At 69.2% G+C, this 18,614-nt stretch carries 26 protein-coding genes; 19 read left to right on the top strand and 7 right to left on the bottom strand.

Going from position 1 to position 18,614, the window contains the following annotated elements; genetic code table 11:
- Window positions 1–122: 122 nt before the first annotated feature.
- From NL1_RS26065 to NL1_RS26080, 4 genes are all read right to left on the bottom strand, one after another.
- Window positions 123–407 carry a hypothetical protein gene (locus NL1_RS26065; RefSeq protein ID WP_067844591.1) on the bottom strand — a complete coding sequence of 95 codons (285 nt, stop codon included), beginning with the start codon at window positions 405–407 and terminating at the stop codon, window positions 123–125.
- Between the two features lie 105 nt (window positions 408–512).
- Window positions 513–794, bottom strand: a complete 282-nt coding sequence (locus NL1_RS26070) for a hypothetical protein (protein ID WP_067844675.1) — start codon at window positions 792–794, stop codon at window positions 513–515.
- 247 nt (window positions 795–1,041) lie between these two features.
- Window positions 1,042–1,836 carry a tetratricopeptide repeat protein gene (locus tag NL1_RS26075; RefSeq protein ID WP_067844593.1) on the bottom strand — a complete coding sequence of 265 codons (795 nt, stop codon included), beginning with the start codon at window positions 1,834–1,836 and terminating at the stop codon, window positions 1,042–1,044.
- Window positions 1,833–2,069, bottom strand: a complete 237-nt coding sequence (locus NL1_RS26080) for a hypothetical protein (protein WP_067844595.1) — start codon at window positions 2,067–2,069, stop codon at window positions 1,833–1,835. Before NL1_RS26080 ends, NL1_RS26075 begins: the two co-directional genes overlap by 4 nt.
- Here NL1_RS26080 and hemB point away from each other — a divergent pair.
- From hemB to NL1_RS26110, 6 genes are all read left to right on the top strand, one after another.
- On the top strand, window positions 2,068–3,045 hold the full coding sequence (gene hemB / locus NL1_RS26085; protein WP_067844597.1) for a porphobilinogen synthase: 978 nt from the start codon (window positions 2,068–2,070) through the stop codon (window positions 3,043–3,045). The genes NL1_RS26080 and hemB overlap by 2 nt on opposite strands.
- Window positions 3,042–3,572 (top strand): hypothetical protein, encoded by a 531-nt coding sequence (locus NL1_RS26090; protein ID WP_067844599.1) that lies wholly within the window; start codon window positions 3,042–3,044, stop codon window positions 3,570–3,572. Before hemB ends, NL1_RS26090 begins: the two co-directional genes overlap by 4 nt.
- Window positions 3,573–3,913: 341 nt before the next feature.
- The gene (gene mce1N, locus NL1_RS40315; protein ID WP_373862596.1) at window positions 3,914–4,684 is read left to right on the top strand and encodes a transport-regulating membrane protein Mce1N; all 771 of its coding nucleotides are present in this window, start codon (window positions 3,914–3,916) and stop codon (window positions 4,682–4,684) included.
- Window positions 4,681–4,929 carry a hypothetical protein gene (locus NL1_RS26100; protein ID WP_156095054.1) on the top strand — a complete coding sequence of 83 codons (249 nt, stop codon included), beginning with the start codon at window positions 4,681–4,683 and terminating at the stop codon, window positions 4,927–4,929. The genes mce1N and NL1_RS26100 overlap by 4 nt, the downstream gene beginning before the upstream one ends.
- A gap of 60 nt (window positions 4,930–4,989) precedes the next feature.
- Entirely contained in the window at window positions 4,990–5,229 is a 240-nt protein-coding gene (locus NL1_RS26105) for a hypothetical protein (protein WP_067844603.1), read from the top strand.
- A 109-nt stretch (window positions 5,230–5,338) separates the two neighbouring features.
- A complete protein-coding gene (locus tag NL1_RS26110) occupies window positions 5,339–5,557 on the top strand; it encodes a hypothetical protein (RefSeq protein WP_156095055.1) in 219 nt (72 codons plus the stop codon).
- A gap of 140 nt (window positions 5,558–5,697) precedes the next feature.
- Here the strand turns inward: NL1_RS26110 and NL1_RS26115 are convergent, their stop codons facing one another.
- Window positions 5,698–6,090 carry a hypothetical protein gene (locus tag NL1_RS26115; protein WP_067844607.1) on the bottom strand — a complete coding sequence of 131 codons (393 nt, stop codon included), beginning with the start codon at window positions 6,088–6,090 and terminating at the stop codon, window positions 5,698–5,700.
- 170 nt (window positions 6,091–6,260) lie between these two features.
- Between NL1_RS26115 and hemL the strand changes: the two genes are divergently transcribed.
- The 8 genes from hemL to NL1_RS26155 all read left to right on the top strand — a co-directional run bounded on the left by hemL (window position 6,261) and on the right by NL1_RS26155 (window position 14,590).
- On the top strand, window positions 6,261–7,598 hold the full coding sequence (hemL, locus tag NL1_RS26120) for a glutamate-1-semialdehyde 2,1-aminomutase (protein WP_067844677.1): 1,338 nt from the start codon (window positions 6,261–6,263) through the stop codon (window positions 7,596–7,598).
- 638 nt (window positions 7,599–8,236) lie between these two features.
- A complete protein-coding gene (locus NL1_RS26125) occupies window positions 8,237–8,854 on the top strand; it encodes a histidine phosphatase family protein (RefSeq protein WP_067844679.1) in 618 nt (205 codons plus the stop codon).
- Complete coding sequence (locus NL1_RS26130) at window positions 8,851–9,504, top strand: TlpA disulfide reductase family protein (RefSeq protein WP_084510955.1); 654 nt, start codon at window positions 8,851–8,853, stop codon at window positions 9,502–9,504. The genes NL1_RS26125 and NL1_RS26130 overlap by 4 nt, the downstream gene beginning before the upstream one ends.
- 31 nt (window positions 9,505–9,535) lie before the next feature.
- Window positions 9,536–10,357, top strand: coding sequence for a cytochrome c biogenesis CcdA family protein (locus tag NL1_RS26135; protein WP_067844683.1), 822 nt, complete (start codon window positions 9,536–9,538; stop codon window positions 10,355–10,357).
- The gene (resB, locus tag NL1_RS26140; RefSeq protein ID WP_067844609.1) at window positions 10,354–12,024 is read left to right on the top strand and encodes a cytochrome c biogenesis protein ResB; all 1,671 of its coding nucleotides are present in this window, start codon (window positions 10,354–10,356) and stop codon (window positions 12,022–12,024) included. The genes NL1_RS26135 and resB overlap by 4 nt, the downstream gene beginning before the upstream one ends.
- Before the next feature lie 2 nt (window positions 12,025–12,026).
- Window positions 12,027–12,992 carry a c-type cytochrome biogenesis protein CcsB gene (gene ccsB / locus NL1_RS26145; protein WP_067844611.1) on the top strand — a complete coding sequence of 322 codons (966 nt, stop codon included), beginning with the start codon at window positions 12,027–12,029 and terminating at the stop codon, window positions 12,990–12,992.
- 56 nt (window positions 12,993–13,048) lie between these two features.
- The gene (gene purN, locus NL1_RS26150; RefSeq protein ID WP_067844612.1) at window positions 13,049–13,657 is read left to right on the top strand and encodes a phosphoribosylglycinamide formyltransferase; all 609 of its coding nucleotides are present in this window, start codon (window positions 13,049–13,051) and stop codon (window positions 13,655–13,657) included.
- A gap of 219 nt (window positions 13,658–13,876) precedes the next feature.
- Window positions 13,877–14,590 (top strand): hypothetical protein, encoded by a 714-nt coding sequence (locus tag NL1_RS26155; protein WP_156095056.1) that lies wholly within the window; start codon window positions 13,877–13,879, stop codon window positions 14,588–14,590.
- Window positions 14,591–14,734: 144 nt separating this feature from the next.
- Here NL1_RS26155 and NL1_RS26160 read toward each other — a convergent pair whose 3' ends face one another.
- The gene (locus NL1_RS26160) at window positions 14,735–14,935 is read right to left on the bottom strand and encodes a hypothetical protein (RefSeq protein ID WP_067844617.1); all 201 of its coding nucleotides are present in this window, start codon (window positions 14,933–14,935) and stop codon (window positions 14,735–14,737) included.
- Between the two features lie 117 nt (window positions 14,936–15,052).
- Window positions 15,053–15,265 carry a BldC family transcriptional regulator gene (locus tag NL1_RS26165; RefSeq protein WP_067844619.1) on the bottom strand — a complete coding sequence of 71 codons (213 nt, stop codon included), beginning with the start codon at window positions 15,263–15,265 and terminating at the stop codon, window positions 15,053–15,055.
- Window positions 15,266–15,448: 183 nt separating this feature from the next.
- Between NL1_RS26165 and NL1_RS26170 the strand changes: the two genes are divergently transcribed.
- The 5 genes from NL1_RS26170 to NL1_RS26190 all read left to right on the top strand — a co-directional run bounded on the left by NL1_RS26170 (window position 15,449) and on the right by NL1_RS26190 (window position 18,601).
- Window positions 15,449–15,796: a DUF4229 domain-containing protein gene (locus NL1_RS26170; protein WP_067844621.1), complete on the top strand. Its 348-nt coding sequence runs from the start codon at window positions 15,449–15,451 to the stop codon at window positions 15,794–15,796.
- Window positions 15,793–16,878 carry an L-cysteine desulfhydrase Cds1 gene (gene cds1, locus NL1_RS26175; protein ID WP_067844624.1) on the top strand — a complete coding sequence of 362 codons (1,086 nt, stop codon included), beginning with the start codon at window positions 15,793–15,795 and terminating at the stop codon, window positions 16,876–16,878. The genes NL1_RS26170 and cds1 overlap by 4 nt, the downstream gene beginning before the upstream one ends.
- A gap of 42 nt (window positions 16,879–16,920) precedes the next feature.
- On the top strand, window positions 16,921–17,685 hold the full coding sequence (locus NL1_RS26180) for an SDR family oxidoreductase (RefSeq protein WP_067844626.1): 765 nt from the start codon (window positions 16,921–16,923) through the stop codon (window positions 17,683–17,685).
- A 119-nt stretch (window positions 17,686–17,804) separates the two neighbouring features.
- Window positions 17,805–18,023, top strand: a complete 219-nt coding sequence (locus NL1_RS26185) for a hypothetical protein (RefSeq protein WP_067844628.1) — start codon at window positions 17,805–17,807, stop codon at window positions 18,021–18,023.
- Complete coding sequence (locus NL1_RS26190; protein WP_067844630.1) at window positions 18,023–18,601, top strand: Clp protease N-terminal domain-containing protein; 579 nt, start codon at window positions 18,023–18,025, stop codon at window positions 18,599–18,601. The genes NL1_RS26185 and NL1_RS26190 overlap by 1 nt, the downstream gene beginning before the upstream one ends.
- The last annotated feature ends 13 nt before the right edge of the window (window positions 18,602–18,614 follow it).

Raw genomic sequence — 18,614 nt, forward strand, 5'->3', positions numbered from 1 at the left:
CCGCGCCGCCTCGAGGTACCTCTCGTGGAAGGGGGCAGCTCCGCCGGTTGCCCATAGAAACATGGGCGTTTCACTTTGGCTGGATAGCGCTACCGTCACCGATTACACGATTGACAGTGTTATTAGGAAGGCGGTAACGCCATGTACCAGTTGATGACGAAAACTCTTGCGATTGGACTGCTTTCGTTGACCATCGGTGCCGCTTCGGCCGCACCTGCCGGCGCGGCGCCCGCCGTGGCGCCGCCCGTGGCGGGGACCGGTTCGGCCGCGGACTTGGAATCGGGTTCTGCGACCGGCTCCAGTGCCTTGTCCAGCACCTTGGTCAGGCTGTTGGCCTGCTTCGTCGAGTTGCCGGGCAGCAGTACAGCAATGCCGTACCCACCGCGGTGTTTGTTCACGCCGCCCATCGGCTGAAACCGTTTCGGGTCCGCACTGGCGGAGCTCGCGCGCGGCGAAACGCCCACCGCGTTGTGGACGTTTCGCTTTCGCGCCCGGCCTCGGGCCGGACGCAGTCAGCGGCTGTAGCGCAGCAAGGTGCGCACCAGACGGCACGTGGTGTCGGAAGGCGGCCGGATGCCGACGAGTTCGGCGGTGTTCCGGATCTTCTCGTTGCTCGCCTGGGTCGGCAGGTAGATCCCCGAGTCGAGCAGGGCGATGCTCAACCGCATCGCCTTGAGCCTGCGGTTGTGCGTGACGTACCACCTGCGCGGACGCCCCGCGGGCAGCGGGCGCTTCTCCAACGGCCGGTAGGGCGTGATGATCGTGGACTTTCGGGCGGCTGCGGTCGCGGGCACTTGCGTCCTCCCCTCGCGATCGGGAATCCGGCGGATCCCCTCGAACACAGCTTCGATTCTACCCGCCCCTACCGACAAAAACCGCTGGCTGCAACACTTTTCGCACTCGTCAGTCGCTGCACGCCGAACGCTTGATGCGGCGCGAGTGCTCGTCTGCTCCCACTCGAGCCACTGACGCCGACTCATCCTCGGGGACGGCGCGATCCCGAACCGCAACGAGCCGGTGCCAGGGTTCGAGCAGTCGGCGTCAGGGTTCGAGAAGGAGCCGAAGGGCCTGGGGATGGCCGAGATCGGCCGCGCGTTGGAGCCAGTAGGCCGCCTCGTCAGGAGCGGCGGAGTTCGGTGCGTCGGTGGTTCGGCGGTCGCGCAGGGTCATCGCCAGGTGGAACATGGAATCGGGATCGCCCGCCGCCGCGCCGCGGCGCAGCCAGCGCTCGCCTGCGCCGATGTCGCCGCGGTCCAGGTACATGGCGCCGAGCACCGCCATCGCGTCGAGGCGTCCGCGGCGCACGGCCTCGGTCAGCAACTCGACGGCGCGCTCGAATGCACCGGTGCGGGCCAGGTGCACGCCGAGACTTCGCATGGCCGTGGGGTTTCCGCCCCGGGCGGCCCGCTCGTACCAGCGCACGGCCGACTCGTCGTCCCCGCGCCGGTGCGCGATCACGCCCATGTTGGCCATCGCCTCCGGGGCCCCGGCTTCCGCCGCCGGTCGCAGCCAGCGCTCCGCCGCATCCAGTTCCCCTCGCTCCAGATACAGCGCACCGAGCCGGAGATCCGCTCCCGCGCACCCGGCGGTGACGGCCTGCTCCCACCATCCGATGGCCTCCGCTACGCGTCCGTCCGCCGCGGCGAGCTCGCCGAGCGGTCCGAGCGCGGATACGCTGCCGAGCTCTGCGGCCCGCCGCAACCATTGTTCCGCGCCGCCGGGGTCGTTCGCCTCCCGCAGCGCCTCGGCCAGCCGCTCCATCGCCCACACTTCCCCGCCCGCGGCGAACCGCCGCAACGCCGCCACCCGCAACCCGTATCGGTCGTAACCCGTCATCGCCTTGCCTCCGAGATCCGGCTCGCTGCGAGGAACCTGTCTTCAGCATGGCCCATGCGCCCGGTGTCGAGCGGCGCGTTTTGGTATCGGTCCGCGTCGTCGAGTTCGCGACCCTGTTTGCCGAGGTCGGCGACCGTGCGGGCCGGTATCGCCCGATGCCTGCGGTGGGCCGGATCACCACCGCCAGAGGCGCTGGCGACACCGGCGCCGAGCAGGCGTATCGTGCGATTCATGACCGGAATGGACCGCCCGCGGCGGTTGCGCCGTACTCCCGCTCTACGCCGTCTCGTGGCTGAAACAACGTTGGAACCACGGCAATTGGTGTTGCCGATGTTCGTGGCCGACGGGCTGGACGAACCGCGGGAGATCGGGTCGATGCCGGGGGTCTATCAGCATTCGATGGACTCGCTGCGCAAGGCGGCGGTGGAGGCCGTCACGGCGGGGGTCGGCGGGCTCATGCTGTTCGGCGTGCCCAAGCCGGAGGACAAGGACGCCGCAGGCACCCAGGCCAGCGATCCCAAGGGCATCCTGAACCGCGGCCTGCGCGCACTGGCCGACGAGGTCGGCGACGCGACGGTGATCATGGCCGACACCTGCCTCGACGAGTTCACCGACCACGGCCACTGCGGCGTGCTCGCCCCGAACGGCGCGGTGGACAACGACGCGACCCTGCACCGCTACGTCGATATGGCGATCGCCCAGGCCGAGGCGGGTGCCGACCTGCTCGGCACCAGCGGCATGATGGACGGCCAGGTCGGCGCGATCCGGCGCGGCCTGGACGCGGTCGGATGGACCGACACCGGCATCCTCGCCTACGCCGCGAAGTACGCCTCGGCCTTCTACGGACCGTTCCGCGAGGCCGTCGGCTCCTCGCTGGAGGGCGACCGCCGCACCTACCAGCAGGACCCGGCCAACCGCAGGGAGTCGCTGCGCGAACTGGATCTGGACCTGGCCGAGGGCGCCGACCTCGTGATGGTCAAGCCCGCCATGTCCTACCTGGACATCCTGCGCGACGTCGCCGACCGGTCCACGGTGCCGGTGGCGGCCTACCAGATCTCCGGTGAGTACGCGATGATCACCGCCGCGGCGCAGCGCGGCTGGATCGACCGCCGCGGCGCCGTGCTGGAATCGCTGGTCGGCATCCGCCGGGCGGGCGCGGACATCGTGCTCACCTACTGGGCGACCGAGGCCGCACACTGGTTGTCGTGACGAACCACCCGAGACCGATGGGCGTCGTGCCGGTCCCGCCCCGGCCGCCGATGCCCGAAGACATCCGTACGGCCCGCCAACTGTGGTGGGGGATCATCGGATTCGGTGTCGTGCAGCTGGTCGGCACGGTATTGACCTCGTTGCAACAGCGCGACGACCTCGACCAGCGGATGTTCGACCAGGGCAAGGCGGGCGACCCGAATTTCGCCATGGCCACCGCCGAACTGCTGGTGTCACTGATGCTGGTCGCCATGGTGCTGGCCGGGTTGGCGCTGGCCGCAGGCGCGCTCGCGGTCGTGCACCAGTTCGGCCGCGGCAAGCTCTGGGCGCGCACCGTGCTGACGGTGCTATCCATATGGCTGGTGCTCGGCGCGGTCGCGGCGCTGTTCGCCCTGGACGCGGTGACCGGCGTGGCCTCGCTGATCGCGGGCGGCGCGGCGATCGTGCAGGGCGTGCTGGCGGGTGGCGCGCTGTATCTGAGCTACCGTCCTGACTCGACGCAGTACTTCCAGACCGACCGCCGGTGACCGAATGACGGTGGCGTCGCCGAGTTTGTCGCGATAACGCGGACATGTATGGTGAGGGTTGTCACAGTAGTTATGGGAACCGGTAGTTATTGGTCATGCGTTGTCTTGCGTTGCGTGAGGGCGTCATCCAGTTGGCTCCGGGAGATCGGAGGCATAGATGCGAGTGGTGATCCAGCAGCCGCAGAGCATGCGACGAGACTTGCTCGTCCTGAGCCTGCTGATCCTGTTCGGCGTGGTCACCGTCGCCGTCCTGCTGCTGCCCGGGCTGGTCGGCTGATTTCAGCGGCGGGGCGACTCGACGCCGGAGGGCGTCGGATGCGCGATCTGATGGGTAGCGCGGCGTGAGCGATGGCGACGCCGTGTTGTTCGCGGAGCCGGGTGCGCGCTGGCGCGCGGTTGCCTACGGCCCCCTGCTCTGTCTTCTCGTTCTCGTACTCGAGCTGGTCACATCCAGTCCCGCGCACTGGTTCGCTCTGATTTTCTGCGGTGCGCTCATCGCGGCTTTCGTTGCGCTGCAAGTGGTCGCAGGTCGCCGTCATGTGAGCGTCGAGCTCACCGAATCCACCTTGCGCCAAGGCGCCGAGACCCTGCCGCTCACCGGCGTCGCCGCCGTGCTGCCCGAGCGCGACGAGAACTCCTGGAATGATGAGGACTGGGAGTCGGCGCGGGCGCTCGGCGAGTTGAGCGGTGTGCCGCGCAGGCGGAAGGGGATCGGGCTGCGGTTGCGCGACGGTGGACTGGTGCAGGCGTGGGCGCGCGATCACCGAGGACTGCGGACCGCGCTCACCGAAGTGCTGGGGTCTGATGGCGCCGGGGTGCTGGAGTCGGACGGCACCGGGGCGTTGCGGCCGGACGGCAGCGAGGTGCTGCGGTCTGATGGTGCCGGGGTGCTGGGGCCTGATGGTGCCGGGGTGCTGGGGCCTGATGGTGCCGGGGTGCTGGGGCCTGATGGTGCCGGGGTGCTGGGGCCTGATGGTGCCGGGGTGCTGGGGCCTGATGGTGCCGGGGTGCTGCGGTCTGATGGCGCCGAGGTGCCGCGTGGTGATGGCACAGAGGTGCCGCGGGCCGAGGGCGCCGAGGAACGGCATGGCGAGAACGGAGCGGATGGGTGAGACGTGACATGGTGGTGGCGCTCGGCGAGGTCATCGCGGCCGTGGTCGCGCTGATTCTCGCGGTGCTGAGCTGGAGCCGCGGCGTCGTCACCACGTCGTTCGCGGCGGTCGGCGAGATGCCCTCCTTCGAAGCGACCCGCTTTGTCGCGCCGTGGCTGGTCCTCGCGGCGTTCCTGGTCGCGGTGGCGGGGCTGTGCGGCATAGACGCCGCGACGCGTGCCGTGCGATCCGCCGCGGAGAAGTAAGCCGGACGACTCGTATCGCCCTCCGGGTTTCGCCGCCGTGCGGGCGGGAACATCCCACCCATGAAGCCGGCAATCCATGCGAAGAAGATCGCTCTCGGGGTTGTGGCAGGTGGCCTGATCGGTGCGGCCGCCTCGGTGCCTGCCGCCGCCGCGCCCGTCGAATACACACCGCCGCCACCGGTGCCGGTGACGCCCGCGTTCGCCGCGACCTCGCCTCCCGGGCTGCTGAAAGTGCTGCCCGCACCGCTGGCCTGTCTGGTGGCCACCGGGTTCGGCTTGTCCTGCGCGGGCATCACCTAGTTTGTCGTATTTGAAATAACAACGCTTCAAACTGTCGCGGTTGACCTACCATTCGTGTTGTGGCGCACCGGTATTCGCCGGTGGGCTGATCGAATGGAAGGTGTTGCTCGTGAAAGTTCTGGTCACGAGATTCGGCGCGGCCCTGATCGCGACCGCGGCGGTCGGCCTGGCCGCCGCGCCAGCGACGGCGGACCCCGCGGGTCTGCCGCTGGAGCCGACGGCGCCGGTCGCCGGTCTGGTGCCGGAGACCGGGTCGGCGGGAGCTATGAACGGGATCCTGTGCTCGTTGCAGACCCTGTCCGCCGCGCTGCCGTGCATGTACACGTAGGCGTAACTCCGCCTCGGCGTCGGCTGTGCGCGGTCCCTCGACGGACTGCGTCCGGGCCGCGCCCGCTAGGGCCGAAACCCTCTGTCACCGAATGATTCACGCTCGCCCGCGGACTCCGGTCCGCGGGCGAGTTTCGCGTTTCAGCGCGTCCAGCTCTGATACACGTCGAGGACGCGGCCGTTGCGCATCCACGGAGCGTTCAGGTAGAGGGTCACCGATCCGTCGGGGTGGCTCGCGGTCTCGGCGATCACCTGGCGCAGCGAGGCGTGCACGCCGCCGCTCTGGTCGCGGTAGAGCTTGGTGTCCTGGTGCAAGCCCGCACCGATCCGGTCCAGCGGCAGGAACATCGTGACCAGCGCGGGGGCAGGGCCGCCCGCTAGCCCGACCGTCTCCTCGTGGGTTAGTCGGACGCCGACGCGGCCTTGCTCGGGATCGGCGACCGGTACCGCCGCCGCGGCGGTGCCGGCGCCGAATACCGCTGCCGCGGTGGTGAATACGGCCAATGCTGCCGTGCTGACGAAGGTGAACCGCATGAGGAGCCTCCCGATGGGTAGCTGCTGCGAAGACCAACCGAGATTACGGACGTGCCGCCCGATATCGCGGCAAACGCCGCTCCGGCGTGTTGCCGCGGAGACTGCGGCGCGCGTCACTCTCCTACACCCTGTCGTCGACCGGGTTCGCCGGGGCTGCGACACTGGAGGCCGTGAGTTCTTCTCCGCGCGTGACCAGGGCATCGGTGCCGGTTTCCGCTCAGCTCTTCGACCGGGCGAGTTCGGTGATCCCCGGCGGTGTCAACTCGCCGGTGCGGGCGTTCAAGTCGGTCGGTGGCACGCCGCGGTTCATCGCGTCCGCGAACGGATACACGCTCACCGACGCCGACGGCAACGACTACGTCGACCTGGTGTGCTCCTGGGGTCCGATGATCCTCGGGCACGCGCACCCCGCGGTCGTCGAGGCGGTGCAGCGGGCAGCGGTCGGCGGTCTGTCCTTCGGCGCGCCCACCGCGGCGGAGATCGAGCTGGCCGAGCTGATCGTGGAGCGCGTCGCGCCGGTGGAGCGGGTGCGGCTGGTGAACTCCGGCACCGAGGCCACCATGAGCGCGGTGCGGCTGGCTCGCGGCTACACCGGGCGCACCAAGATCATCAAGTTCAGCGGCTGCTACCACGGGCACGTCGACGCGCTGCTCGCCGACGCCGGTTCCGGTGTCGCGACCCTCGGCCTGCCCACCTCGCCCGGCGTCACCGGCGCGCAGGCGAGCGACACCATCGTGCTTCCGTACAACGACCTCGACGCGGTGGCCGCGGCGTTCGCCGCGCACCCCGGCCAGATCGCATGCGTGATCACCGAGGCCGCCGCGGGCAACATGGGCGCGGTCGCGCCGCTGCCCGGTTTCAACGAAGGACTGCGCGCGCTGACCGCCGAACACGGTGCGCTGCTGATCATGGACGAAGTGATGACCGGCTTCCGGGTCAGCCGCTCCGGCTGGTTCGGCCGCGACGGCGTCGCCGGTGATCTCTACACCTTCGGCAAGGTGATGAGCGGCGGCCTGCCCGCCGCCGCGTTCGGCGGACGCGCCGAAGTGATGAACCAGCTCGCCCCGCTCGGCCCGGTCTACCAGGCGGGCACCCTCTCGGGTAACCCCGTCGCCGTCGCCGCGGGTCTTGCCACGCTGCGCGCCGCCGACGACGCGGTCTATGCCGCGCTGGACCGCAATGCCGAACGGCTGGGCGGCCTGCTCACCGAGGCGCTCGGCGCGGCAGGGGTCGAGCATCACGTGCAGTTCGCGGGCAATATGGTGAGCGTGTTCTTCTCCGACCGTCCGGTCACCGACTACGCCACCGCCAAGGCCAGCCAGACCTGGCGTTTCCCGGCCTTCTTCCACGCGCTGCTCGACGGCGGCGTGTACGCGCCGCCGAGCGCGTTCGAGGCGTGGTTCGTCTCCGCGGCGCTCGACGAGGACGCATTCGACCGAATCGCCGCAGCTCTGCCCGCCGCCGCGCACGCGGCCGCGGCCGCCACCCCCGAAGGATCCCGCGCGTGAGTTCCGACCACGACCAGCCCGGCGCCGCCCGCCGCGAACTACCGAACAACCCAGATCCAACGACCGACCTCCCGCCGACCGCGGACTCCCCGTTCAGCGAGGCCGAGGCCCTCGGCGCGATCACCGAAGCCGAGATCGCCGAGGAGTCCGCCGCCCGCGCCTCGGAGTCGGCCGCTGCCGCCGCCGACCTCGATCTCGCCGATGCGCCGGTGGATGGTGACGCCTCGGGTGCGGAGAAGGCCGTCGATACCGAGACTGAGGCCGCTGCCGACGTGAGCGCTGCCGAGGCCGCGACCGCCGAAACCGCCGCCGACCAGCCTGCGATCGACACTCCCGCCGACACGGTCGTCGATGCCGAGACGGTTGCGGCTGACGAGATCGCCGCTGCCGAGGCCGAGGCCGCGGCCGACGTGAGCGCGGCCGCCGCCGCGACCGTCGCTGACGCCAACACCGCCGGTGCCGAGCCCGCCGCCGATCGGTCCGCGACCGACCTCGCTGCATCTGACGCGACCCCCGCCGACGAGCCGCCCGCTGTCGCCGCCAAGGCCACCGAAACCCCCGCGCGCACTTCGCGCGTCACCGCCACCTCTCGCTCCGGCGCGCCCGACCTCACCGAGGCGAGCTCCGGCGTCGAGACGATCGTGCACGTCCTGCGGCACGGTGAGGTGCACAACCCGAAGGGCATTCTCTACGGTCGGCTGCCCGGCTTCAGCCTGTCCGTCACCGGCCGGGCGCAGGCGGGTGCGGTCGCGCGGGCGCTGTCCGATCACGACATCGCCGTGGTGATCGCCTCGCCGCTGCAGCGCGCGCAGGAGACCGCCGCGCCGATCGCGGAGCAGCACGGCGTGCTCGTGCGCACCGACGAGAATCTGATCGAGGCGGGCAACACCTTCGAGGGCCTGCGGGTGTCCGTCGGCGATGGCGCGCTGCGCAAGCCGCGGCACTGGTGGAAGCTGCGCGACCCGTTCACTCCGTCCTGGGGCGAGCCGTATTTGCAGATCGCGCACCGCATGCTGGCCGCGGTGAACAAGGCCCGGGTCGAGGCCGCGGGGCGCGAGGCGGTGCTCGTCTCGCATCAGCTGCCGGTCTGGACGCTGCGGCGGTTCCTGCAGGGCCAGCGGCTCTGGCACGACCCGCGCGCCAGGCAGTGCTCGCTCGCCTCGCTGACCTCGCTGGTCTACCAGGGCGACACCCTCGTCGACATCGTCTACTCCGAGCCCGCGGGCGGTTCGGATCCCACGGTGCACGGCGCATGATCCGCGCCACCGCGTCCACGACGGCCCGGCCCGCGTCCGCACGGACGCCGGTCAGGCGGGTCGTGCCGGTGCTCGTAGCGTGCGTGGCCCTGGTCGCCGCGCTCGCGGGCTGCTCGACCGGATCGGACGCGGTGGCCACCGGCGGCACCTTCCAATTCGTCTCGCCCGGCGGCAAGACCGACATCTTCTACGATCCGCCCGCCGCGCGCGGCACCATCGGTGCGCTGTCCGGCCCGGACCTGATGACCGAGGGCAAGACCCTGTCGGTCGCCGACTTCCCCGGCAAGGTGGTCGTGATCAACCTGTGGGGCCAGTGGTGCGGGCCGTGCCGCGCGGAAGCGCCCGCGCTGGAGCAGGTCTACGAGGCCAACAAGGACAAGGGCGTCGCCTTCCTCGGCATCAACGTCCGTGATCCGCAGCAGGACAAGGCGCAGGACTTCGTCACCGACAACAAGGTCGGCTACCCGTCGATCTACGACCCGTCCATGCGCACCCTGCTCGCCCTCGGCGGTAACTTCCCGACCAGCGTCATCCCGACCACCCTGGTGCTGGACCGCCAGCACCGCGTCGCGGCGGTCTACCTGCGGTCGCTCATCGCGGAGGACCTGCGGGAGATCGTCGATCGGCTCGCCGGGGAGGGCGGGCAGTGATGGGGTGTCCGACCGTGCGGGGAGTGCGGTGATGGTGCTCGCGAGCGTGGGGGAATCGTTCCAGCAGACGGCGGCGACCGGTCCGCTGCTGCTAGCCCTCGGCGCGTGCCTGCTGGCCGGGCTGGTGTCGTTCGCCTCGCCGTGCGTGGTTCCGCTGGTGCCTGGGTACCTGTCGTATCTGGCCGGTCTGGTCGGCGCCGAGGCCCCGCCCGCGACCGCCGAGTCCGCGAAGAGCAAGTCGTCGGTCGCGGTCGCCGTGCGCAGCGGCAAGTTGCGCATCGCCGGTGCGGCCGGACTGTTCGTCGCCGGATTCACCGTGGTCTTCGTGCTCGCGACGGCCACCGTGTTCGGTGTTATCCAGACCCTCAACGTGAATCGTGAACTGCTGCAACGCATCGGCGGCGTGGTCACGATCCTGATGGGTCTGGTGTTCGTCGGTCTGGTGCCCGCCCTGCAGCGCGACACCAGGATGGAGCCGCGCCGCCTGACCAGCATCCTGGGCGCGCCGCTGCTCGGCGGTGTCTTCGCGCTCGGCTGGACGCCGTGCCTCGGACCCACCCTGTCCGGCGTGATGGCGGTGGCCGCGGGTACCGAGGGCACCACCGCCGTGCGCGGCGTCGCGCTCATCGTCGCCTACTGCCTGGGGCTCGGGCTGCCGTTCGTGATCCTGGCCTTCGGCTCGGCGGGCGCGCTGCGCGGCGTCGGCTGGTTGCGCCGCAATTCGCGAACCATCCAGATCGTCGGGGGCATCCTGCTCATGGCCGTCGGCGTCGCGCTGGTCACTGGGGCGTGGGATCAGTTCGTGGCCTGGGTGCGCGACGCGTTCGTCTCCGAGGTGACCCTGCCGATATGACCGTGACCGACCATCCCGTGACCGGATCGTCCTCGCCCCGCCCGCCCCGCCAGTCGCTGCCCGGCCGCGCCCTCGCGCTGGTGCGCAACACCTGGCGCGGGCTCACCAGCATGCGTACCGCGCTGGTGCTGCTGTTCCTGCTGGCGCTAGCCGCGATCCCCGGCGCCCTGCTGCCGCAGCGGAACCTGAACGAGCAGAAGGTCAGGGAGTACATCGCCGACCGCCCGACACTCGGACCGTGGATGGACCGGTTCGAGCTGTTCGACGTGTTCTCCAGCTTCTGGTTCACCGCCGTCTACGTGCTGCTGTTCGTCTCGCTGGTCGGCTGCATCCTGCCTCGCACCTTCGATCACTACAAGGCGCTGCGCACCCCGCCGGTGCGCGCCCCGCGAAACCTGGCCCGGTTGCCGCACCACTATTCGGGCGAGTCGGCGAGCACCCCCGAGCAGCTGATCGAGCACGCGCGCGGCCAGTTGCGCGGCTGGCGCACCGAAGTGCGTCCGGGCAACCGCCAGGGCGAGCTCACCCTCTCCGGGGAGAAGGGCTACACCCGCGAATTCGGCAACCTGGTCTTCCATCTGGCGCTGGTCTGCCTGCTGGTGGCCATCGCGGTCGGCAAGCTGTTCGGTTACGAGGGCACCGTCATCGTGATCGCCAACAACGGTCCCGGCTTCTGCACCACCTCGCCCGCGGTGTTCGACTCCTTCCGCGCGGGCAATGTCAACGACGGCACCGGCATGACGCCGATCTGCGTGCGGGTCAAGGATTTCCAGGCCGACTACCTGCGCACCGGCCAGGCCGAGATGTTCACCTCGAACATCGATTACCAGGCCGGATCGGATCTGGCGACCAACACCTGGCGCGACGCCACGCTGCAGGTCAACCATCCGCTGCGGGTCGAAGGCGATCGCCTCTACCTGCAGGGCCACGGTTACGCGCCGACGTTCACCGTCACCTTCCCGGACGGCCAGACCAGGACCGAGACCATCCAGTGGCGGCCCGACGACGCGCAGACCTTCCTGTCCAGCGGCGTGCTGCGCATCGACCCGCCCGGTGGCATGTACGCCACCGACGAGGAGCGCCGCAAGAACCAGATCGCCATCGAGGGTCTGTTCGCGCCGACCGCGTTGTTCCACGGCAACCTGCTCACCTCGGCGTTCCCGAGCATGGACGACCCCGCGGTCGCGGTGGACATCTATCGCGGCGACACCGGCCTCGACACCGGACGCTCGCAGGATCTGTTCTCGCTGGACCAGGAGATGGTGCGGCAGGGCAGGCTCACCAAGGAGGCCAGGGTGAACCTGCGCCCCGGCGAATCGACCACCCTGCCCAACGGCGCCAAGGTGACCTTCGACGGCGCGCAGGAATTCGTGAACCTGCAGGTCTCGCACGACCCGGCCCAGCAGTGGGTGCTGGTGAGCGCGCTGGCCATGATGGCGGGACTGCTGGTGTCGCTGCTAGTGAAACGGCGGCGGATCTGGGTGCGGGTCTACCCGGCCGAGGATTCTGCCGGTACCGTTGAAAAACGACGCACTGTAGTAGAGATGGGCGGGCTCGCCAGAACCGATCAGGCAGGCTGGGGCGGCGAATTCGACCGGCTCCGTGCGCGCCTGTTGGAGGCTGCGGGCGACGACGCGAAGACCGACCTCGCAAGCACGGGAGAGTGAACATGCCGATCGACGAGACCCTCGCCGGGTACAGCAACCTGGCCTTCAAATCGGCGTTCGTCATCTACGTGCTCGCACTCGGTCTGCTGATCGCGCAGTACGCGTCGGTGCAGACCCGCAAGGCCGAGGCGCGCGAACTCGTCACCGTCGGCGGCGGGGCCGGACCGGGCGTGCCGGGGAAGGTGGCGCCGCCACCGCGCCGCTCGCGCGCCGAACAGTTCGGCAACATGGCGTTCTCCGTGCTGCTCGTCGGTATCTTCCTGCACGTTGCCTCGATCGTGCTGCGCGGCTTCGCGACCAACCGTTTCCCGCTCGGGAACATGTACGAGTTCATCACCATGGCGTGTGCCGCGGCGCTGATCGTCGGTCTCGGATTCCTGTACGAGCAGAAGTTCCGCGCCATCTGGGTGTTCCTGATCGCGCCGGTGCTCGTCCTGATGTTCCTCGCCGGGCAGGTGCTGTACGCGGAGGCCGCGCCGGTGGTGCCCGCGCTGAAATCGTTCTGGCTGCCCATCCACGTGACCGTGGTGAGCATCGGCAGCGGCATCTTCCTGCTCTCCGGCGTCGCGAGTCTGCTGTTCCTCTACCGCATCCGCCAGCCCGAGGACCGGGAGTCCGACAACCTGCTCGGCAAGATCGCCCGCAGGCTGCCCGACGCCCGCGCCCTGGACCGCCTCGCCTACAAGACCACCATCATCGGCTTCCCCCTCTTCGGCGCGGGCGTCATCCTCGGCGCCATCTGGGCCGAAGCCGCCTGGGGCCGCTTCTGGGGCTGGGACCCCAAGGAGACCTGCTCCTTCATCGCCTGGGTCCTCTACGCCGCCTACCTCCACGCCCGCGCCACCTCCGGCTGGCGCGACACCAAGGCAGCCTGGATCAACGTCGCAGGCTTCGTCGCCATGCTCTTCAACCTCTTCATCATCAACATCGTGATCTCGGGATTGCACAGCTACGCCGGTCTGAACTGACCGGGGGTCTCGGCCGTCGTCGAGGGGCGGCTGGGGGCTGTGGGAGACTGCGGGGTATGTCGAGGCTTCGGGTCGCGGTGCTTGCGTCGCATTATGGGTCGAATTTGCGTGCGCTGCATGGGGCTTCGTTGGAGGCGGAGGCGCGGTTCGGGATCGCGCTGGTGATCGGGAACAACAGTGGGTCCGGTGCGTTGACGTATGCGCGGGAGGCTGGGATTCCGACGGTGCACATGTCCGGGCAGACGCATCCGGATCCGGAGGAACTGGACGAGGCGATGCGGGCGGCGCTCGTCGCGCACGGCACGGGCCTGGTCGTGACCGCGGGCTACATGAAGAAGCTGGGGCCGCGGGTGCGGCAGGAGTTCAACGGTCGCATCATCAACATCCATCCCGCGCTGCTCCCGCGCCACGGTGGAAAAGGCATGTACGGCAGGGCTGTCCACGAGGCCGTGCTCGCGGCGGGTGACGCGGTGTCGGGGCCGACGGTCCACTTCGTGACCGAGGAGTACGACGCGGGCGCGGTCATCGCGCAGAGCGAAGTGCCGGTGCTGCCCGACGACACCGTCGAGTCGCTGGCCGAGCGGGTGCTGGCCGCCGAACACCTGCTGCTTCCCGCGGTCGTGCAGATCATCGCGACTCGCGATCCCGCCGGCGCCGATCGCTGAACCGCGACCACCACGGTCTCGAATCAGGTGCCGCCGGGGGGCTTGCCGCCGTCCGCGGGGATCGAGATGCCTGGCCTACGCGGCGTCGCCCGCACCGCCATGGTCGCCGGAACCGCGACCGCCGTCTCCAACCTGGAGGTCAATCGACCGACTGTCGAATTGCGCGGGGCGGCTGATTCTTTCGTCGGACGCGGTCCGGGTTGTGGAAGGATCGGGTGGATGAGTGGGGAGAACGCCTCGGGGGTGGACCAGGATTGGCCCGAACGGTGGCGGTGGGACGAGAAGCGAGCGCGGGATTACCAACGCCGCGGCTGGTCGGGCGTGCGGGTGGAAGACATCGAGCACGACGGCCTGCGGGAATCCGGTCTCCTGCTCGCGACGCGCAAGCCGCACAAAGCGTTCGGCGTCCTGGCGGCGGTTCTCGGCGTGCTGTTGTTCGTGATCGCCGGAACGAACGCGGCGCACGCGGTCGTCGAACGCACCTGGCTCGGCCTGCTGGCTTTGGTGGTCGTGGGTCTGCCCGGCGCGGTGGCGCTGTTGGCGGCGTACGTGATTCTGCGCGGTCGCCGCGGCGTGGTACCCGGATTGCTCGTGACGCCGACCCGAATCCTGTTTCGCGACAACGCGGGCGGCGTTTTCGCGATCCCGTGGCGGGACGTCTCGGGAATCGAGGCCCGAATCCTGACCCAGAGCACGAGCCGCTACTACAACCTCATCGCGATCGAAGCGCACCCGTCCGCCGAGGTCTGGCAGTCCGTCAACCCCGCGCTCCTGCGGTTGGCGCGCAAGCGCGACGATTTCGGCGTCCTGAAGGTGCAAGACCAATCACTGCTGATGAACCCGCTGATCGCTTACCGCCTGCTGCGGCACCACCTGACGAACCCCGAGCAGCGTCGCGATATCTGCCGGGTCGCACCGGCCGGCCAGCACTGACGCCGTAACACTGGACTCGGTCATCTCGCCGACGAGACGTTCGGGATGGAATGCCGAGCCGGATGACAGGCGGCCGGTCACTTGTCTCGGGGGATGAACAAGCGAACTGGGCGCGCCGCTACCGCCCCCTGCGCATGGGCCCCTTCAGCGTTCGGTGCTGCCGTCGCTGTCGGGATGCTCCTGCCGCGAGATGCGCCACAGGAACTCCGGGTCGTCGTCGGGCCCGAGGATCTGTTTGCGCTGGGGTGAACGCGGGGTCCGCTCACCCGCCTTCACGGGGCCGAACGCCTTCCAGCACAGCACCGCGACAGCCACAATGGCGATGAGTGCCAACAGGTACGTCACGTTCGCTCACCTCCTGCTATCGAGGGTAGACGCACGCGACGTCCGAGCACACTGCGGAGACCGAATTCACCGACATGACCGGGCGCGGGCAACGAGGCCCGCGCCTGTCGTGGTCGTTCAGCGGGTGGGAGATGCTTCCGTGGTCAGCGACTTCAGCAGCTGGAGGACCTCGGATTCCCGGAAACGGCGGTGCCCGCCGGGGGTGCGCAGCGAGCCGAGACGCCCGGCATGAGCCCATCGGGTGACGGTCTTCGGATCGACGTGGAACATGGCAGCCACTTGGCCGGGTGTCAGCAGAGTGTCCTGGCCGCCGACGGTGATCGCACTCATAGCAAACCTCTCCGTTCTCGACAGTTCCCTCATCAGATGGCGCCATCGTTGCACCCCGACCCCTAGGTACGCGAACCACCTACAGTTGGTAAAGGCGAAGTAATGGACAAAACGGATCGTTGCCCGGTCCCGGAAGTGGGTGTGCGCCGAAGATGGGCAACAGCTTCGCATACGCTGGTTCACGTGAGCGACTCCACTAGTCCGGACGGTGCCTCGTCCCAGCCCACCGCACGTCCCGGTCGCAGGCTGGCCGTGAATCTGGCGGTGTACACCCTGGCCAGGCTGGCGCTGGTCGCGGTGATCACCGCGGTGATCGTCGTGGTCGCGGGACTGGTCTCGGTGGACATCCCGCTGGTCGTCGCCGCGCTGTTCGCGCTGATCATCGCGATGCCGCTGTCGCTGACGCTGTTCAAGAAGCTGCGCGCCAAGGTGAACGAGGACATCGCGGTGGTCGACGAGAAACGCCGCAAGGACAAGGCGCAGCTACGTGCTCGGTTGCGGGGTGAGGACGGGCACGGAGCGGCCAAGTGAAGTACTGCGATCGGAGCGCGCCGCGCGATTGGGTCGACAACGCGGTGCGGCTGATCGACGCCGACGCCCAGCGCTCCGCCGACACGCATCTGCTGCGCTATCCGCTGCCGGTCGAGTGGAACATCCAGCTGTATCTGAAGGACGAGTCCACTCACATCACCGGCAGCCTCAAGCACCGCCTCGCCAGGTCGCTGTTCCTGTACGCCATCTGCAACGGCTGGGTTACCGAGGGCACCACGGTGGTGGAGGCGTCCTCAGGTTCGACCGCCGTGAGCGAGGCGTATTTCGCGAAGCTGCTCGGGCTGGACTTCGTCGCGGTGATGCCCGCGAGCACTTCTCCGCAGAAGGTCGCGCTGATCGAAGCGCAGGGCGGGCGTTGCCATTTCGTGGAGCGTCCGCCGGACATGTACACCGAGGCGGCGCGGCTGGCGGCCGAGTGCGGCGGCCACTACATGGACCAGTTCACCCACGCCGAGCGGGCCACCGACTGGCGCGGTAACAACAACATCGCCGAATCCATCTTCGAGCAGATGGTGCTCGAGACGCACCCGGTGCCGGAATGGATCGTGGTGGGCGCAGGCACCGGCGGCACCAGCGCCACCATCGGCCGCTACATCCGCTACCGCAGGCATGCCACCAAGCTCGCCGTGGTCGATCCGGAGAATTCCGCCTTCTACGGCGGCTACGAGACCGGCGATGCCGGATATCAGACCGGCATGCCGTCGCGGATCGAGGGCATCGGCCGCCCGCGGGTGGAGCCCTCGTTCGTCGGGCAGGTGGTGGACCGGATGATCGAGGTCCCCGACGTCGCCTCCCTCGCCGCCATGCGGCACGCCAGCCGGGTGCTCGGCCGCCGCGTCGGCGGGTCGACCGGCACGAATCTGTGGGGTGTGTTCCACCTGATCGCGGAAATGCTCGCCGAGGGACGCAGCGGCAGTGTGGTCACCCTGCTCTGCGACGGCGGAGACCGTTACGCCGGAACCTATTTCGATGACCAGTGGGTCGCCGCCCAGGGGATGAGCCTGGCCGAGCCGACCGCCGTCCTCGACGAATTCCACGCCACCGGTATCTGGAACGGGTAGCGTCGCGCACGAAGCCGTCCGACGTGTCGAGAGGGTTTCGCTATGAGAATCGTTGTCATCGGCGGTACCGGGCTGATCGGGACGAAGCTCGTCGCCGAACTGGACAGACACGGTCACGAGGCGATCGCGGCCTCTCCCAAAACGGGTGTCGACACCCTCACCGGCGAGGGGCTCGCCGATGTCGTCGTCGGAGCCGATGTCGTCGTGGACGTCTCCAACTCGCCGTCGTTCGAGGACGCCGCTGTGCTCGAGTTCTTCACGAAGGCGACGACGAACATCCTGGCGGCGGAGGCCGCGGCGGGAGTCGGCCATCACGTCGCGCTGTCGGTGGTCGGCGCCGAGCGGCTGGGCGACAGCGGCTACATGCGCGCGAAAGTGGAGCAGGAGAAGCTGATCGCGCGGTCGCCGGTTCCGTACTCGATCGTGCGCGCGACGCAATTCTTCGAATTCTTCAAGAGCATCGCCCGGGCAGCGACGGCCGGGGACGAAGTTCGCCTCTCGTCCGCCTCGATCCAGCCGATGGCTGCGGACGACGTCGCGACCGCCGTCGGTCGTGTCGCGAGGGATGCGCCGGTGAACGGCACCCTCGAGGTCGGCGGACCCGAGGTATTCGGGCTGGCCGCCTTCATCGCACACGGACTGGCGGCCCACGGCGACCCTCGGACCGTGGTCATCGACGCCGGGGCGCGCTACTACGGAGCGCTGCTGTCCGATCGTGAACTCCTTCCGGGTGACGGTGCGCGGTTGGCGGACACCACGTTCGACGCATGGCTCGAACAGGACGTGGTGAGCGGACCCAAGCCCTGACGGGTCGCGACGTAGGAGCTGAAACAGCGGGGTGGTGACGAACCGTCGATGGCTTCCGCACGCCCATGTTTGTCAATTTTTGTTGACATCCCGCCGGTTCGTCAATCAAAATTGACGGCATGACTGAGGCAACCACCCTGGCGGCCGCCGCGGGCAGTCCCGACCCCAAGGTCGGGCTGCGCGCCGTGCTCGCACTGCGTCGGCTGCTCGAACGGCTGGAGGCGATCCAAGTGACCAACGCCCGGGAACAGGGCTGGTCCTGGCAGGCGATCGCCGACGCGCTCGAGGTCAGCAAGCAGGCGGTCCACCAGAAGTACAACCGGAAAGGCAGGAACTGATGTTCGAACGGTTCAGCAGGACGGCGCGGACGGCCGTGGTGATCGCTCAGGAAGACGCCCGCGAGCTGCGGTCGCCGAGCATCGAGGTCGAGCACGTGCTGCTCGGTCTGCTCGCGCACGGCGAGCCCGAGCTGAAGGCGCTGCTCGCCGATGCCGGGCTCACCCACGAGAGTGTGCTGAGCGCGTTGAACGCCAAAGGCCGCGGCGAGCCGCTCGGCGCCGAGGACGCCGAGGCGCTGCGCTCGATCGGCATCGACCTGGACGCGGTGCGCGAATCGCTGGAGGCCGGCTTCGGCGAGGACGTGCTCGACCGCCCGATCCCGGAGCCGCGGCGCGGATTCCTCGGGCGCTCCCGATGGAGCGGCGGCCACATCCCTTTCACCAGGGACGCGAAGAAGGTGCTCGAGCTGTCCCTGCGGGAAGCCCTCGCGCGCAAGGACAAAAGCATCGAATCCGGGCACGTGCTGCTCGGGATCCTGCGCGCGCCGAATCACACCACGGTGAGCCTGTTCGGCGGTTCCGGGCAGATCGACGACCTGCGGCCGAAGGTGCATGCGCTCCTCGACCGCGCGGCCTGACGAACCGGGAAAC

This window comes from Nocardia lijiangensis NBRC 108240 (genome assembly GCF_001613045.1).
Taxonomy (GTDB): Bacteria; Actinomycetota; Actinomycetes; order Mycobacteriales; family Mycobacteriaceae; genus Nocardia; species Nocardia lijiangensis.

Coding starts and splice junctions, on each gene's coding strand:
- NL1_RS26180 (WP_067844626.1), top strand. CDS start 16,921: ATGAGAATCGTTGTCATCGGCGGTACCGGGCTGATCGGGACGAAGCTC.
- NL1_RS26115 (WP_067844607.1), bottom strand. CDS start 6,090: ATGCGGTTCACCTTCGTCAGCACGGCAGCATTGGCCGTATTCACCACC.
- NL1_RS26165 (WP_067844619.1), bottom strand. CDS start 15,265: ATGAGTGCGATCACCGTCGGCGGCCAGGACACTCTGCTGACACCCGGC.
- NL1_RS26190 (WP_067844630.1), top strand. CDS start 18,023: ATGTTCGAACGGTTCAGCAGGACGGCGCGGACGGCCGTGGTGATCGCT.
- NL1_RS26130 (WP_084510955.1), top strand. CDS start 8,851: ATGATCCGCGCCACCGCGTCCACGACGGCCCGGCCCGCGTCCGCACGG.
- NL1_RS26065 (WP_067844591.1), bottom strand. CDS start 407: ATGGGCGGCGTGAACAAACACCGCGGTGGGTACGGCATTGCTGTACTG.
- purN (WP_067844612.1), top strand. CDS start 13,049: ATGTCGAGGCTTCGGGTCGCGGTGCTTGCGTCGCATTATGGGTCGAAT.
- resB (WP_067844609.1), top strand. CDS start 10,354: ATGACCGTGACCGACCATCCCGTGACCGGATCGTCCTCGCCCCGCCCG.
- NL1_RS26185 (WP_067844628.1), top strand. CDS start 17,805: ATGACTGAGGCAACCACCCTGGCGGCCGCCGCGGGCAGTCCCGACCCC.
- NL1_RS26155 (WP_156095056.1), top strand. CDS start 13,877: ATGAGTGGGGAGAACGCCTCGGGGGTGGACCAGGATTGGCCCGAACGG.
- NL1_RS26135 (WP_067844683.1), top strand. CDS start 9,536: ATGGTGCTCGCGAGCGTGGGGGAATCGTTCCAGCAGACGGCGGCGACC.
- NL1_RS26105 (WP_067844603.1), top strand. CDS start 4,990: ATGAAGCCGGCAATCCATGCGAAGAAGATCGCTCTCGGGGTTGTGGCA.
- hemB (WP_067844597.1), top strand. CDS start 2,068: ATGACCGGAATGGACCGCCCGCGGCGGTTGCGCCGTACTCCCGCTCTA.
- NL1_RS26075 (WP_067844593.1), bottom strand. CDS start 1,836: ATGACGGGTTACGACCGATACGGGTTGCGGGTGGCGGCGTTGCGGCGG.
- ccsB (WP_067844611.1), top strand. CDS start 12,027: ATGCCGATCGACGAGACCCTCGCCGGGTACAGCAACCTGGCCTTCAAA.
- NL1_RS26080 (WP_067844595.1), bottom strand. CDS start 2,069: ATGAATCGCACGATACGCCTGCTCGGCGCCGGTGTCGCCAGCGCCTCT.